This window comes from Lichenicoccus sp. (assembly GCF_965277665.1).
GTDB lineage: Bacteria > Pseudomonadota > Alphaproteobacteria > Acetobacterales > Acetobacteraceae > Lichenicoccus.
In genome coordinates this window covers 2,990,628-3,006,153 of sequence record NZ_OZ255835.1, presented here as the reverse complement: position 1 = coordinate 3,006,153, position 15,526 = coordinate 2,990,628, and the positions used below count along the sequence as shown (strand labels likewise).

General features: G+C 67.6%; 11 protein-coding genes. 7 read left to right on the top strand and 4 right to left on the bottom strand.

What is annotated here, in order from left to right; genetic code table 11:
* Positions 1 to 71 precede the first annotated feature (71 nt).
* From gmk to ACQY4O_RS13960, 4 genes are all read left to right on the top strand, one after another.
* Positions 72 to 695, top strand: coding sequence for a guanylate kinase (gene gmk, locus ACQY4O_RS13975; RefSeq protein WP_428376961.1), 624 nt, complete (start codon positions 72 to 74; stop codon positions 693 to 695).
* Positions 696 to 728: 33 nt separating this feature from the next.
* Positions 729 to 2,201: a D-glycero-beta-D-manno-heptose-7-phosphate kinase gene (gene rfaE1 / locus ACQY4O_RS13970; RefSeq protein ID WP_428378205.1), complete on the top strand. Its 1,473-nt coding sequence runs from the start codon at positions 729 to 731 to the stop codon at positions 2,199 to 2,201.
* Positions 2,202 to 2,400: 199 nt separating this feature from the next.
* Positions 2,401 to 3,927 carry a replicative DNA helicase gene (locus ACQY4O_RS13965; RefSeq protein WP_428376960.1) on the top strand — a complete coding sequence of 509 codons (1,527 nt, stop codon included), beginning with the start codon at positions 2,401 to 2,403 and terminating at the stop codon, positions 3,925 to 3,927.
* A gap of 254 nt (positions 3,928 to 4,181) precedes the next feature.
* The gene (locus tag ACQY4O_RS13960; protein WP_428376959.1) at positions 4,182 to 5,330 is read left to right on the top strand and encodes a glycosyltransferase family 61 protein; all 1,149 of its coding nucleotides are present in this window, start codon (positions 4,182 to 4,184) and stop codon (positions 5,328 to 5,330) included.
* 22 nt (positions 5,331 to 5,352) lie between these two features.
* On the opposite strand, the gene ACQY4O_RS13955 is transcribed toward ACQY4O_RS13960, so the two are convergent.
* Positions 5,353 to 6,666 (bottom strand): hypothetical protein, encoded by a 1,314-nt coding sequence (locus ACQY4O_RS13955; protein WP_428376958.1) that lies wholly within the window; start codon positions 6,664 to 6,666, stop codon positions 5,353 to 5,355.
* A gap of 125 nt (positions 6,667 to 6,791) precedes the next feature.
* Positions 6,792 to 8,726, bottom strand: a complete 1,935-nt coding sequence (locus tag ACQY4O_RS13950; protein ID WP_428376957.1) for a PAS domain S-box protein — start codon at positions 8,724 to 8,726, stop codon at positions 6,792 to 6,794.
* 254 nt (positions 8,727 to 8,980) lie between these two features.
* Here ACQY4O_RS13950 and ACQY4O_RS13945 point away from each other — a divergent pair, with 254 nt between their 5' ends.
* The gene (locus tag ACQY4O_RS13945; protein ID WP_428376956.1) at positions 8,981 to 10,096 is read left to right on the top strand and encodes a glycosyltransferase 61 family protein; all 1,116 of its coding nucleotides are present in this window, start codon (positions 8,981 to 8,983) and stop codon (positions 10,094 to 10,096) included.
* Positions 10,093 to 11,550: a hypothetical protein gene (locus ACQY4O_RS13940; RefSeq protein ID WP_428376955.1), complete on the top strand. Its 1,458-nt coding sequence runs from the start codon at positions 10,093 to 10,095 to the stop codon at positions 11,548 to 11,550. The genes ACQY4O_RS13945 and ACQY4O_RS13940 overlap by 4 nt, the downstream gene beginning before the upstream one ends.
* A gap of 264 nt (positions 11,551 to 11,814) precedes the next feature.
* Here ACQY4O_RS13940 and ACQY4O_RS13935 read toward each other — a convergent pair whose 3' ends face one another.
* Both ACQY4O_RS13935 and ACQY4O_RS13930 read right to left on the bottom strand, forming a co-directional pair.
* On the bottom strand, positions 11,815 to 13,167 hold the full coding sequence (locus ACQY4O_RS13935) for a UDP-glucose dehydrogenase family protein (protein WP_428378204.1): 1,353 nt from the start codon (positions 13,165 to 13,167) through the stop codon (positions 11,815 to 11,817).
* Between the two features lie 106 nt (positions 13,168 to 13,273).
* Positions 13,274 to 14,263 carry a UDP-glucuronic acid decarboxylase family protein gene (locus ACQY4O_RS13930; protein ID WP_428376954.1) on the bottom strand — a complete coding sequence of 330 codons (990 nt, stop codon included), beginning with the start codon at positions 14,261 to 14,263 and terminating at the stop codon, positions 13,274 to 13,276.
* A gap of 167 nt (positions 14,264 to 14,430) precedes the next feature.
* Here ACQY4O_RS13930 and galE point away from each other — a divergent pair, with 167 nt between their 5' ends.
* On the top strand, positions 14,431 to 15,429 hold the full coding sequence (gene galE, locus ACQY4O_RS13925) for a UDP-glucose 4-epimerase GalE (RefSeq protein WP_428376953.1): 999 nt from the start codon (positions 14,431 to 14,433) through the stop codon (positions 15,427 to 15,429).
* Positions 15,430 to 15,526 lie beyond the last annotated feature (97 nt).

Here is a 15,526-nt window from a genome sequence, read left to right as displayed (position 1 = left end):
AAGGCTTCGCGCCATCCGGCTGGGCTGGTAGAAGCCGCGGGATGGCTGCGAGGTCGGGATCCATGGCGGAGATGGCTGTTCAACGACGCGGCGTCTGCCTGGTGATCTCGGCGCCATCGGGGGCCGGCAAGAGCACCATCGTCAATGCGTTGCGCGCCGCCGAGCCGGAGCTGGTGCATTCGGTCAGCGTGACCACGCGCACGCCGCGTCCGGGCGAGGTCGAGGGCGTGCACTACCACTACCGCAGCATGGCCGAGTTCGATGCCATGGCGCAGTCCGGCGCGCTGCTCGAGTGGGCGATGGTGTTCGGGCGCGGCTACGGCAGCCCGCGCCAGCCGGTCGAGGACGCGCTGGCGGCAGGCCGCGACATGGTGTTCGACATCGACTGGCAGGGCCACCGGCAGATCCGGGCGGCGCTGCCCGAGGACGTTGTCAGCCTGTTCGTGCTGCCGCCGTCGCTCGGCGTGCTGGAGCAGCGGCTGCGCTCGCGCGCCGCCGACGATCCGGCGGAGATCGCCCGGCGCATGCAGTCCGCCCGCGACGAGATCGCGCACTGGCGCGAGTTCGAGCACGTGATCGTCAATGCGGAGCTGGACCGCTCGATCCGCAGCGCCCGCGCCGTGCTGCAGGCGGCACGGCTGCGCACCGCGCGCCAGCTCGGGCTTGCTGCCATGGTGGATGGCTTCAGGGCATGATGGCCAGGCGCGCATGATGGCCAGGCTCCCATGATGGACTTCGGCGCCATCTGCGTGCTGTGCGTCGGCGACGTCATGCTCGACCGCTATGTCTATGGCGAGATGGAGCGGATCTCGCCGGAAGCGCCGGTGCCGGTGCTCCGGCTCACCCGTACCCGCGAGATGGCGGGCGGCGTCGGCAACGTCGCCAGCAACATCCTCTCGCTGGGCGGCCGCGCAGTACTGGTCGGCCTCATCGGACGCGACGCCGCCGGCGCCCGCCTGCGGCAGATCCTGGTCGGGCAGGGCCGGGTGCTGGACGCGCTGGTCGAAAGCGAGGCGCGCCCGACGATCTGCAAGACGCGCTACATCGCGGCGCACCAGCAGGTGGTGCGGGCCGATGAGGAAAGCCGGCTTGCCTTGCAGCCCGCCGAGGCGCTCGCGCTGAAGGCCGCCATCGACAGCCATATCGGCCAGGCGCAGGTGCTGCTGCTGTCGGACTACGGCAAGGGGGTCTGCGCGCCGGCGCTGGTCGCGCATGCCATCGCGCAGGCGCGGCGGCGGCGCATCCCGGTGTTCGTGGACCCGAAATCCAACGATTTCTCGCGCTATCGGGGTGCCGACTGCATCACCCCGAACGCGCGCGAGCTGTCGGCGGCCGCAGGCCTGCCGGTCGAGGACGCGCTTCAGGTGGAGGCCGCGGCCCGTGCCGTGATGGCCCACGCCGAGGCCGGCGCGATCCTGGCGACCCGCTCCGACAAGGGCATGATCCTGGTCGAGCGGGACGGCCCGGCGCTCTCGGTGCCGGCGCGGGCCCGCGAGGTGTTCGACGTGTCCGGCGCCGGCGACACGGTGATCGCGGCCATGGCGCTGGCCCGCGGGGCCGGCCAGACGCTGGCGCAGGCGATGCGCATCGCCAACGCCGCTGCCGGCGTGGTGGTCGGCAAGCTCGGCACCGCGACCGCCGACATCGCCGAAGTCATGCAGGAGCTGCTGCTGCTCGACCAGCAGTTCGGCGAGCATGCCGCCGAGACCGCCCTCTCGACGCTGTCGCACGCAAAGGCCCAGGTCGCGCGCTGGAAGGCGCAGGGCCTGCGCGTCGGCTTCACCAACGGCTGCTTCGATATCATCCACCCGGGCCATGTGGCGCTCCTGGGCACCGCCCGCGCGGAATGCGACCGCCTCATCGTCGCCCTGAATGCAGACGCCTCGGTCAGCCGGCTCAAGGGACCGACCCGCCCGGTCAACCGGCTCGCGGCCCGGGCCCAGGTGATGGCGGCGATCCGCCATGTCGATGGCGTGGTGAGCTTCGACGAAGACACCCCGCTCGCGCTGATCCAGGCGCTGTCGCCCGACGTGCTGGTCAAGGGCGGCGACTACACCCTGGAAACCACAGTCGGCGCCGACTTCGTGCAGGCCAACGGGGGCCGGGTGGTACTGACCGGACTGGTTCCCGAGCAATCCACCACCGCAACCCTTGAGCGGATACGCGCTGGTTATCCCCGCTATACAGCGCGGTCCCCGTGATCCACAGGCACAGGACGCGGGCGGAACTGCGCCGCAGGCAGTAAGCAGAAGGCAAGGCGAGGGGCGCCGCCCCTCGACCCCGGCAAAGGCGAGCCTTTGCAAACGAATCGTTTAAGAATAGGGGTCTGGGGCCTGAGGCCCCAGCAGGTCACGGGCAGAGCCCGTGCCTTGCTGACAGCAAAAGGGCTAGGGTCAAAGCGTGAACCAGATCGAATCGACCCAGCGCGAGAGCCTGTTCGGCCTGTCGCAGCGGCTGCCGCCCTCCAACGTGCAGGCGGAGCAGGCGTTGCTGGGGGCGTTGCTCGCCAACAACAAGGCGTATGACCGGGTCAGCGAGTTCCTGTCGCCCGAGCATTTCGCCGATCCGCTGCATGGCCGGATTTTCCAGGCGATCACGAGGCGTGTCGAGGCCGGGCAGCTGGCGGATGCGATCACGTTGCGCGCCGAGTTCGAGCATTCCGGGCTGCTCGACGAGGTGGGGGGTGTCGTCTATCTCGGGCAGCTGCTGACCGCGATGGTCGGCATCATCAATGCCGGCGAGTATGGCCGGGCGATCCACGATGCCTGGCTGCGGCGGCAGTTGATCGATATCGGCGAGACCGTGGTGAACAACGCGTTCGGGCAGACGCCGGAGCTGGATGGCGCCAAACAGATCGAAGCGGGCGAGGAGGCGCTGTTCCGTCTCGCCACCGAGAAGAGCCAGGATGGCGGGTTCGTCACCTTCGAGCGTGCGCTGACGGATGCGATCGGGATTGCCGAAAAGGCGTTCCATCGCCAGGGGGATGTGGCGGGGCTGACCACCGGGCTGCGCGATCTCGACAAGAAGACCGGCGGGCTGCATCCGTCCGACCTGCTGATCCTGGCCGGGCGGCCGGCGATGGGCAAGACGGCGCTGGCGACCAAGATCGCCTTCGGCGCGGCGCGGGCGCTGATGCGCGAGGCGCGCGAGTACGAGGCGCTGCATGGGTCCGGAAAGGGCAGCGACCAGGTGCAGCCGAAGGGGTCGGTGGCGATCTTCTCGCTGGAAATGAGTGCCGAGCAGCTGGCGACGCGGTTGCTGTCGGAGGAGAGCCGGGTCTCCTCCGAGCGCATCCGGCGCGGCGAGATCGGGCAGAAGGAGTTCGACCGCTTCATCCAGGTGTCGCGCGAGCTGCAGAGCTTGCCGCTGCATATCGACGACACGCCGGCGATCTCGCTGTCGGCGCTGCGCACGCGCTGCCGTCGGCTGGCGCGCACCAAGGGGCTCAGCCTGGTGGTGGTGGACTATCTGCAGCTGATGCGGCCGTCGGTGGGCACGAAGCCAGAGAGCCGGGTGCTGGAGATCAGCCAGATCACCCAGGGCCTGAAGGCGATTGCCAAGGAGCTGGAGGTGCCGGTGCTGGCGCTGAGCCAGCTCAGCCGCTCGGTGGAGAGCCGCGAGGACAAGCGGCCGCTTCTGTCGGACCTGCGCGAGAGCGGATCCATCGAGCAGGACGCGGATGCGGTGATGTTCGTCTATCGCGACGAGTACTACCTGCAGCAGCGCGCACCCAAGCAGATGGCGTACGACAGCGAGGACAAGTATCAGACCGCGCTGGACAAGTGGCAGCGCGACATGGAGCAGGTGCACAACAAGGCCGAGCTGCTGCTGGAAAAGCAGCGGCACGGGCCGACGGGCAAGATCGACCTGTTCTTCGAGGGCGAGTTCACCCGGTTCGCCGATCTCGACCATGTGCATGGGGGGTGATCCCGCGACCCTTTCGACGCTGTAATGGGTTCTGAGACGGCATAGGCTCGGGGTAGAGCTTGGTTCAAGCTAGAAGTATCCCTTTCCAAGACGAAATCTGATGATCTTGGAGGTGGCATGGGCGATAGTTGCGCCCTTGCCAGGGGACCCGCGCCTCATGCTTTCGCATCAATGACCAGGGCCTCGGGAGGCCGCGACCCCACGGCGATGATGGGTCTTCAGGTCGCAGCGGCAGACCGTGTCCAGGTCGGTTGGTGAGAACGGTCGAAACCGTTGATGTCGCGGAGCTGGGGCCACCCTGTTCGCTTCTCGCCGGTCTGCGAGAATGGCGCGGGTTTGCTGAAGTCTGTCCCGTCTCCGAGGCCAGGCCCTGCGAGCAATGGCTGCAACTGAGCAACCAGCCCGATGCAGTCTGGGAATGGAGCGGGGGACTGCCGGCGATCTCGCTGGCACCGATAGGCTGCTTTCTTCTTCAGGACATAGAGATCAGCGGCTCGGGCTACGTGTTTGCCCAGGATCGCTTTGTTCGCGAGCACTCGCACACGTCAGATGTCGCGCTGAAGCGACTTTGCGAACATTATCCTGGCAACCCTCTCGACGCGGCCTCCGCCCGCCGGGTGACGATCGATGAGCCTGTGCTCGTGGTCACCGGGCCGGGCCATAACACGTATGGTCACTGGATCCTGGACTTCCTGCCGCGCGTCGTGATCGCGCAGCGGCTTCTCGGTCCCGTGCTGGATGGCATGCCGATCCTGCTGCCATCAGGAACCCCGTCCTGGGTGCCGCGGATGCTGCAGGCCTACTGCAACATTGCGCCGGATCGGCTGCACATGTTTTCAGAGCAGGAAGATAGAGTGACCTGCAAGTACGCGTGTTTACCAAGCTTTGGTCACGATGGCAGCTATTCCCTGCACAACCTAGTACGGGAGTTCTACGGCGATCTCGGGGATGCCTGCCTTGCCGTGCCGAAGCGCCGGGTCTGTCTTTCACGGCGATCCTTCAGCGAAGGCCGGGTTTTTGTTGCGCGCGAGTCGCTTGAGCGGATGGCGGTCGCGCGTGGATACGACATCGTTCGTCCCGAGGAGCTAAGCTTCACGGAGCAGGCGGCAATGTATCGATCGGCAAACTGCATCATCGGAGAGGGCGGTTCCGGCCTGCATGGGTCGGTGTTTGCGGAGCCCGGAACCATCGTTGCGTCAGTCGGGTTCAACTGGGTGCAAGCTCATGTCAGTGGCGCCTTCGAACAAAAGTTGATCTACATGAACAGGCTGGAAGACGCGCCGCAGACGGAAGACGGCATCAGGAACTTCAGCGCAACGGACCCCGATTTGACCAGCCTGTTCGAGGTGATCGACCAGTTACAAGCCGGCCGATCGGGCGTCATGCTGCCGCGCGAGCCTTGAGAGGCGGGAGCTGGGGATCGTTTCAGATCTGCCGCCACTGATCGGAACTCTCCCGCATGAAGTGACCGGTCGCTCCTGCAGCCAGCGTGATCGCGGCTCCCGCTGAACCGGCCTCGATCCGGGTGGCCGAACTTCCCGGATAGACGTCGAGCTTCTTGCTACACCTGTTCAGGATATACACATCGCCGCCGTCCGGTACGGCCAGCGGTAGCCTGACTGCGCCGGTCGCACATTGCCTGACGGTATTGTAGTGCGCGGTCAGCGCCGTTGCAGTCGCAAGTGCCGACCCGGTGCTGCTGATGGCTCTATGCAGCGTGCGAATGATGAACCCGTTCACATTCATACTCTGGGCGAAAGTTGCATGGCCTAGGATCGCCGCCGAGGCAGCGGTCAAGTCGCCCTTGGAAGACACCAGAAACACATCGCGCGTCTCGAAGCTTAGTCGGAGGAAGCGCCTTGTCACTCCTGACGCATCGATCCCGTCCTCCCAGCCGACCCGGGACGCGCTACTTCCAATATTGATCGCACTGGTGCTGTTCGCGTTGCCGCCGGCCCAGATGTTGACCCCGGTCTTTGACGTGTAGCTGCCGGGTTCCCCGGATGCGCTGCCGCTCCAGTTATCCATGCCAATTTCAATGCCGTCGGCAATCCCATCTCCCGCGCCGCGGACGATCTGGACATTATCCTCAATACCCCAGATGCGCCCGAGATTGCCCGTGCCAGGAGCCAGACTCGCAGCGACATGAAGGGACACCGCGTCCTTGGGGATGTAGGAGGCCGCCCCTCGTCCGGATCGGAATTGGGATGGGTCATAGTTGTAGAGATTGATGTAGGCGGCGTCGTGCTCGTATTTGGCCACGCCGCTTGCGTAGGCTCTGTTGACGGCACCGACGAATAGCGTCGTGTGGCCGCCGTGCCCGCTGCCCTTGCCCGAATCCATGACTTTTCCAAGCGCAAGAGCGGTCCCGCCATCTTGCAACACCGACCCGTCTGTCATTCCCGGTGGGAAGGACAATCCTGTAAACTCGGCACCCTCTGGCACGATCTCTGCGTCGTTCCCCTGGGAATACTGCGTTTGCGTGAGGTTATAGTTTCCGGGGCTGAACCAGAGCAGGCGGGCGGAGCGGCCGCCGCTATTGCTTGCAGCGATGATCGCGGCTTGAACGGCTGCGTTGTCGTTACCCGCCGGCGAATATCCGGCGGTGAAGTCGGTGATCGAGACGATATCCGGGCTTCTGGAGGCCAGGTCGTGGGCCACCAGCACGGCCTCGTCGTCGGCTTGAACCCCCTGTTTCGCCGCAACGTCCGACCCGCCAGGACCGGCTTGCGCCGTCACGGGCGATGCAAGCAGCGCCGAAAGGAAGAGGACTTGCGCGGAGCCGATCCGACGTCGAGCCGCCGCTGGAGCGCCTCGCGCTGATGCCGCTCTTGCCGGCACGCGTGTGGACCGGCCGCGCCGCCTCAGCCCGGCGCATTCCGGGTCATCACATCGAGCTTCTCGCTCAGTGCCGAGAGCGTGTAGGGCTTGGCAATGAAGGCCATGTTCTCGTTGTCGTCCTTGCGCTCCTGCATGGCTTCGCGCGGGTAGCCCGACGCCATCAGCACCGGGATCTCGGGCTGCAGCAGCCGTGCATCGCGGGCTAGATCCACCCCGCTCAGGCCTTTCGGCATGACGACGTCGGTGAACAGCAGGTCGACCGGCTTCTCCGACAGCAGGATCGCCAGCGCCTCGGCGCCGTCCCGTGCGGCATGCACCTTGTAGCCGAAGCTCTCGACCGCGGCGACGGCGATCTCGAGCACGTCGGGGTCGTCCTCCACGACGAGAATCGTGCCGTGAGTGGTATCGGTCTGGGTTGCTTGCATGGCTGCGTCCTTGCTGCTGGGTGTCTGCGATTGCGGCAGGTACAGGCTGACCGAGGTGCCGGCGCCGATGGCGCTCTCGATCTCGATCTGGCCATCGCTCTGCCGCACGAATCCATAGACCTGGCTCAGCCCGAGGCCGGAGCCCTGGCCGACATCCTTGGTGGTGAAGAACGGCTCGATCGCCCGGTCGCGCGCCGTGGGCGTCATGCCGCTGCCGGAATCGTGCACCGTGATGCAGACATACGGTCCGGGCGCAATCTCGCGGATCCGCAGCGCATCCGCCGCCCGGATCTCGATGTTCCGCGTCTCGATGGTGAGCGCGCCGCCCTTCGGCATGGCGTCGCGCGCGTTCACGACAAGATTGAGCAGGGCCGACTGGAACTGCGCCGGATCGATCTCGCTGAGCCAGAGCGGCGGGCTGAGATCGAATTGTAGGTTGATGGTCTCGCCGACCGCACGCCGCAACAGGATCTCGAAGGCTGTGATCAGGTCGTTGATGTTGGACGTCTGCGGCTGCAGGATCTGGCGGCGGGAGAAGGCCAGCAACTGGTGCGTCAGCTTGCCGCCACGATCCGCGGCACGTTGCGCCACCTCGATCAGGCGCCGTACCCGCTCGTCGGTGCTGGCGGCCATGACCAGGGCAAGGCTGCCGCTCACTGCCGTCAGCAGGTTGTTAAAATCGTGCGCAACGCCGCCGGTGAGTTGCCCGACGGATTCCATCTTCTGCGACTGGTAGAGCTGCTCGCGAGCGGCTTCCAACGCGTGCTTCTCGGTGATGTCCCGGGTGATGGCGGCGTAGCCGAGGAACTCGCCGTCCTGGTCGTGCATCAGGTCGATCACGACGTTGGCGAGGAACCTGCTGCCGTCCTTGCGCACCCGCCAGCCTTCGCCCTCGAAGCGCCCGTTTGCCCGCGCGGCGCTCAGCGTCTGCTCCGGCCTGCCGGCCGCCCGGTCCTCCGCGGTGAAGAAGCGCGCGTAGCTCTCGCCGAGGATCTGGTCCCGCGAATAGCCCTTGGCACGTTCGGCGCCCAGGTTCCAGCTGGTGACATGGCCGTCCGGATCGAGCGTGAAGATGGCGTAGTGGACAAGGCTGTCGACGAGCATCCGGAAGCGTTGCTCGCTCAGCCGCAGCGCTTGCTGGACGGTGCGGCTGTCGCTGATGTCGCGGGTGATCTTGGCGAAGCCGTCGAACTCGCCCGCCGTGTTCTGTAGCCGGTTGATCACGACGCTGGCCCAGAACTGGCTGCCATCCTTGCGCAGCCGCCAGCCGTCGCCCTCGTACTGGCCAGCCTCGCGTGCGGTGGCGAGAATGGTCGCCGGCGCACCGCGCGCGATGTCGCCATCGATGAAGAAGCACGCGAAGTTCTTGCCGATGATCTCGGCGGCCGTGTAGCCCTTGAACCGTTCCGCGCCCGGGTTCCAGCTGAGCACGATCCCGTTGGCGTCGAGCCGGTAGATGGCATAGTCGACGATGCCCTGGACGAGGTCGTCCGGCGTCGAGACAGGCGTCGCTGCAGTACCCTCGAGCGTCATGTTGATCCAGTGACCACACCTGCGGACGAACTAATCATACCACTAAAATAACGAAAGCGATCGTCTATCGCGCGGCCGTCGGAATAATCCGTTCAGGTCTGGCAGGCTAACCAACAGCAAGCCTGGTCAGCGCGCAGTCCGCATTCGCGATGCGCGAGCCGTTGTGCACATCATCATCCTGCGCGATCCGCCGATCATGCTGTAGAGTCGGATGTACCCCCGCATCCGGGGCTTCACGCTCATGAGGGCGCCGCATGCAGCTTGTCGTGAGGCGCTTTCTCGAAGTTGGTGAACTGCCCGCCGCCGCAAGCATCGCGTCGCAGCCTCCCCGCAGCCTCGCGCCACCGATTCTCGCCTATCCGGGACAGGACCTGGCCGCGCTGATGAGCGGCATCCGCGGCGCCTCGGTGCAGGACAGCGCAGGCGGGCTGGCGGCGCCGCCGTTGCAGCTGCGGCTCTACACCATCGAGAACGGACGTTTCCTCGTCGGCCACGGCCTGGATGGGACCATCCTCAGCGAGGACGGACGCCCGATCCACCAGACCGCGGCGTTCCGCGCGATCAAGCAGGCAGGGGAGGCGTCGGAGACGCGGCTCGACCTGCCCGAGCCGTTGCGGCTCGACGAGGTGTTCGTCGGCTTCGACGGGGCGTGGCGGAACTACTTCCACTGGATGTGCTTCGGCCTCACCAAGGCCTTCCTGGCGGCGCGTCATCTGGAGCCGTCGGTGATGATCGCGACGCCGGACTACCGGGAGGCGGCGCGCAGCGGCGGCATCTCGTACGGCGAGACCACCTGGCAGCAATCCCTGGAGTTCAGCGGCCTTGCCGGGCGGGTGACAGCGTTGCCGTCGGGGCTGTATTGCGCGCGCCGTCTGCATTTCTTCTGGACCGAGCCGGGCGCGCCGACCGACATCATGTATCTGGATGCGTTCACGGATGTCTTCGACCGCATGCGCGCGCATGTCATTCCGACGTCGCGTGCGTTCGAGAGCATCCATCTGGCCAGATCGGGCGGCGTGTCGAGCCGGATCGGCGACGACGTCAACAGCATCGTGTCGGCGGTGCTCGACCGGCGCGGGTTCCGGACCGTGAACTTCGAGGGCGTCGACCTGCAGCAGCAGATCTCGATCGTCGCCGGTGCCAGACGCCTGGCGTCGCCGCACGGCGCGGGGCTTACCAACATCCTGTTCCATGCCGGTGGCCTGCGCGTCCTGGAGCTGAACCGGACGCTCGACGGCAGCCAGTCGTTCCGTCCCTGGTTCTATGTGGCGTCCGCGGTGCGCGGCCATCGCTACGTGACGCTGGACAGCCTCGGCGACCTCGGCGAGCAGCATGTCGAACAGGCGGTGTCGGCGCTGGACGCGGCATGATCACCCGTCCGGTCGGGGCCGATCTGGCCGAGGCCGCTGCTCTCGTGACCAGGGGGGAACTGGCGGCGGCGGCCGCGCTGGTGGACGCCCTGCTGCAGGCGGACCCGGCGGATGCGGGTGCCTGGTTCCAGCGGGCGCGCCTGCTGGCGGCGACGGGCGCACCGGCCGACGCGCTGGTCGCCTGCCGGCGCGCGATCGATCTGTGGCCCGACATCCTGCCGGTGTGCCGGCTTTTCGTGCAGCTCCGCGAGCGTCTCGGCGATACCACTGGCCGCGACGAGGCCGATCTGCCGGGCCCCGACCTACTGCCTTATGCCGAACGGATCATGCTCGCGGCGACGCCGGATGACGCCTTTCTGCACAACCGGATCGCCGCCCGCCTGTGCGACGCCGACGATCCGCTCGGCGCCCTGCCGCACCTGCGTATCGCGGCAGTGGCCCTCGGCCATCGCGACAGCGCGCTGTGGAACTACACCAGCGCGCTCACCCTGACCGGCGGGTATCACGAGCTGCTCGCGGCGGAGCCGCTGCTGCGTGCCCTGGCGCGCGAGGTGGCGCCGCCGTTTGCGCCCTACGTCCACCTCGCCAACGCCAAGCTCGCGCTGCATCACGGCCGCGACGCCGTGCTGGGGCAGTTCGAGGCCTTGCGCCATTCGGCGCGCTGGCTCGACGCGTCCGGCCTGGCGGCGTTGCTGGCGCGCAGCATCGCGCGGCGCCGCCCCTTCGGCATGGTCCTGCTGACGCAGCCGGAGGCGCGCATGGCGGCCTATGCCAGTCGCCTGGCCGGCCGCCATCCTCGCGACCATCCGGCGCATCATGCGGGGCTGGTGCTCGACGGGGACGAGTTGTCGGCGGTGGCGAACTCGGTGTGGCAGGGCTGGTTCGGCGCCACCATCGAGAGCGCCGGCAGCCTGGCCCCCGGCCGTCTCGGCAGCCGGTTGCTGGCCGCCTTGAACCAGGCCGACGTGGTCGGCCTGCCGGACGCTGCGGTGCTGACAGCCGAGATGCAGGTGTTCGGCTTCCTCGCCGAGATGCAGAGCCTGGTGCTGCGCCGGCCGGACCGGCACTTCGTGCCGCTCGGCGTCATGGCGGCCCTGCACGACGCGATGCCGTTCCTGCGGCCGCTGCTCGAGGGGCTGCCGTTCCTGGGCCATGTCGGCTGCCATCCGGACCTGGCCGAGCGGCTGGCACGGTTCTGCCGCATCGCCGAGACCAGCACGTGGCTGCTGCCGGCGCCGCTGGACGCCGCGGGCATTCCGACGGCTCTGCGCAGTGGCGGCCCGGCGCTGGAACGCCTGGATCAGGTTCTGGAGAGCCTGGTGGTGCCGTTCGAGGGCGCCGTCTTCCTGGTCGGCGCCGGGCTGCTCGGCGCGATCTGCTCGGCGCATATCAGGCAACTGGGCGGCATCGCGATCCCGGTGGATGCAATCATGGGCCGCTGGATGGCGGGCTGATCCGGCTTCAGCCCGCCTGGTCCAGCAGCGTGCCGAAAAACTCTTAAACGAGTCGTCCGTAGTGCAACGCGTGAAGGCCAAAGGCTTCGCCCCCTTTGATCCGCTTCGCGGCTCAAGTCCATCAGAGGCGAGCCTCTGAAATCCTTGAATTTCAGAATCGGGGTCTGGGGCCTTCGGCCCCAGCGGGCCAGGGCAGCGCCCTGACCTTGCCTTTTCAGCAGCCGGCGAGAGCTCTCAAGCGAAGCATGACGCATGCATCATGCTCTACCCAGCCTGGGCCGCGGGGCGCTTTGCCGGAGCCTGCGAAGGACGTCCGATCGAGCTGTACTCCATACCGGCCGCCGCCATCGCCGCCGGGTCATAGACGTTGCGCAGGTCGATCACGATACGGCCACGCATCAGGTCGCGCAGCCGCGTCGGCGGGATCGCGCGGAAGGCGTTCCACTCGGTGACCAGGATCAGGGCATCGGCCTCGCGCGCGGCATCGAGCGCATCGGCGCAGTAGGTGATGCGTTCCGGCATCGACGCCCGAGCCGACTCCATGCCGACCGGATCATAGACCCGCACCGCGGCGCCGTTCTCGACCAGCCGGTGCACGATCGGGATCGAGGGCGCATCGCGCATGTCGTCCGTCTCCGGCTTGAAGGTCAGGCCGAGGATCGCGATCGTCTTGCCGCGCACGCTGCCGCCGCAGGCGGACATGATGCGCGCGCCCATGCTGGCCTTGCGCGCGTCGTTCACCTGTACCGTCGCCTCCACCAGGCGCGAGGAGGCGCCCGCCTCCTGGGCGATGCGCATCAGCGCCAGCGTGTCCTTCGGGAAGCACGAGCCGCCATAGCCGGGCCCGGCATGCAGGAACTTGCGGCCGATGCGGCCATCGAGGCCGATGCCGCGGGCCACGTCATGCACGTCGCCACCGACGCGCTCGCACAGGTCGGCCATCTCGTTGATGAAGGAGATCTTCATCGCCAGGAACGAGTTGGCCGCGTACTTGATGAGCTCGGAGGTCTCCAGGCTGGTGAACAGGATCGGCGCCTCGATCAGGTAGAGCGGCCGGTACAGCCGGCGCATCACCTCCTGGGCGCGCTCGCTGCCGCCGTCCTGGGACACATCGGTGCCGATCACCACGCGGTCCGGCCGCATGAAGTCGGCAATCGCGCTGCCCTCGCGCAGAAACTCCGGGTTGGACGCGACATCGAACGCGAGGCCGGGCCGGGTGTGCGCGACGATCTCGGCGATGCGCCGGCTGGTGCCGACCGGGACGGTCGATTTGGTGACGATCACCGCGTAGGTGTCGAGCGCCTGGGCCACCTGCTCGGCGGCGGCGAACACATAGGTCAGGTCGGCATGGCCGTCGCCGTTGCGCGGCGGCGTGCCCACGGCGATGAACACCGCCTCGGCGCCGGCGACGGCCTCCTTGATGTCGCTGCCGAACGACAGCCGGCCGGCGGCGATGTTGTCGGCGACCAGCTTGTCGAGCCCGGGCTCGTAGATCGGGATGCGGCCCTGGCGCAGGCTGTCCAGGCGCCCCGGATGGGTCTCCACGACCGCGACCTCGACGCCGAACTCGGCGAAGCAGGCCCCGGAGACCAGGCCGACATAGCCACCGCCGATCATTGCTACGCGCACAGTTTGCTCCAGTCCGTCAGCGTCAGGGCAGCGGGAAGCCTACAGGATATGTCGGCAAAGGTCAGGCCGGGCGTTGCGGTCGATGCGACCCGACTCAGCCGACGACCTTGCCGGCACCCGCGCTGAGCAGCGCATCGAAGTAGGCGATGGTGCGCTCCAGCCCATCCTCCAGGCCGATCGCGGGGGTCCAGCCCAGCAGCTCGCGGGCCCGGCTGATGTCGGGGCAGCGCTGCATCGGATCGTCCTGCGGCAGCGGCCGGTACACGATACGGCTGCGCGAGCCGGTCAGCGCCAGCACCCGCTCGGCCAGTTCGCGCACCGGGATCTCGTGCGGATTGCCCATGTTGACCGGCCCGGTGATGTCTTCATCGCTGGCCATCATGCGCACGAAGCCCTCGATCAGGTCGCTCACATAGCAGAAGGCCCGTGTCTGGCCGCCATCGCCGTAGAGGGTGATGTCCTCGCCGCGCAGCGCCTGGGTGATGAAGTTCGACACCACGCGGCCGTCGTCGGGATGCATGCGCGGGCCATAGGTGTTGAAGATCCGCACCACCTTGATGCTGAGATTGTGCTGGCGGCGATAGTCGAAGAACAGCGTCTCGGCGCAGCGCTTGCCCTCGTCGTAGCAGGCGCGCGGGCCGAGCGGATTGACGTTGCCGCGATAGTCCTCGGTCTGCGGATGCACCGTGGGGTCGCCATAGACCTCGCTGGTGGAGGCCTGGAACACGCGCGCGCCGGTGCGCCGGCCGATGCCGAGCACGTTGATGGCGCCGAGCACCGAGGTCTTGGTGGTCTGCACCGGGTCGTACTGGTAATGCACCGGAGAGGCCGGACAGGCGAGGTTGTAGATCTCGTCCACCTCGATGTTGATCGCGTGGGTGATGTCGTGCCGCATGACCTCGAAGTTCGGCTCGCACAGAAGGTGGGCGATGTTGTCGCGCCGGCCGGTGAAGTAGTTGTCCAGGCACAACACGTCGGCGCCGTCGCGCACCAGCCGGTCGCACAGGTGCGACCCCAGGAAACCGGCCCCCCCCGTGACCAGGATTCGCTTGCGGACCAGGCTCGCCGACGAAGTTCGTGACATTTGCGTTAACCGCGTGTTGAAGGTGGAATCATACGGGAGCCGCATGACCGGTGGAAGCGCCGTGATCGGGAGCGGTTCTCCCGCCTGCGGCGTGCTTGGAAGCCGGACCGGGTGCCAGAGCGGAAGCGAGGCGGAACGCGATGGAAGCTGAAGCGAGGCAGAGAGCGATGGCGGATGGCGGGCGATACCTGGTGACCGGCGGTGCCGGCTATGTCGGCAGCCACGCGGTGCTGGCGCTGGCGGATCGTGGTGATGCGGTGACGGTGCTCGACGACCTGTCGCTGGGACATGCGCGCGCTGTCCCGGACGGCGTGACCCTGGTGCGGGGCAGCCTGGCCGACGCGGCCGTGGTCGAACGGGTGCTGTCGGACGGTCCCTGGGACGGGGTGCTGCATTTCGCGGCGCTCTCTCTGGTCGGCGACAGCATGGTGCGGCCGATGCACTATTTCATGGCGAATACCGGCCTGGGCATCCGCCTGATCGACGCCTGCATCCGCCACGGCGTGCGCCGCTTCGTGCTGTCCTCGACGGCGGCGCTGTTCGGCCGTCCGGGCGAGCAGGTCATCACCGAGGATGCGCCAGTCGAACCCGGCTCGCCGTACGGCGAGAGCAAGGCGATGCTGGAGCGCGCGTTGCTGTGGGCGGATCGCATCCACGGCATGCGCAGCGCCTGCCTGCGCTACTTCAACGCCGCCGGCGCCGATCCGCGGGGCCGTGCCGGCGAGGACCACACGCCCGAGACGCACCTGATCCCCCTGGTGATCGATGCGGCGCTGGGCCGGCGCGCGGCGGTGGCGATCAACGGCGGCGACTACGACACGCCGGACGGCACCTGCATCCGCGACTACGTGCATGTGAGCGATCTCGCATCCGCGCATCTGCTGGCGCTGGAGCAGCTGGATGCGCGCAGCGTCACCTACAACCTGGGCAGCGGGCACGGGCATTCGGTGCTGGAGGTGATCCGCAGCGTCGAGCGGGTCAGCGGCCGGCCGGTGCCGCACCGGATCGGCGCGCGCCGGCCCGGCGATCCATCGCGGCTGGTCGCCATGAGCGAGCGGCTGCGACGCGAGACCGGCTGGGCGCCCCGATTCGAGCGGCTGGACGAGATCGTCGCCACCGCCTTGGCCTGGCGCGAGGCGCATCCGCAGGGCTACGGCGATCGCTAGCCGCCGGGGTTTCGGCCGTGGCGTGATCGGGCTATAGGCCGTCCGCATGGTCGAGCCGGCTTTGACGAACCACCCGATGTCGCAAGGATCAGCCGGA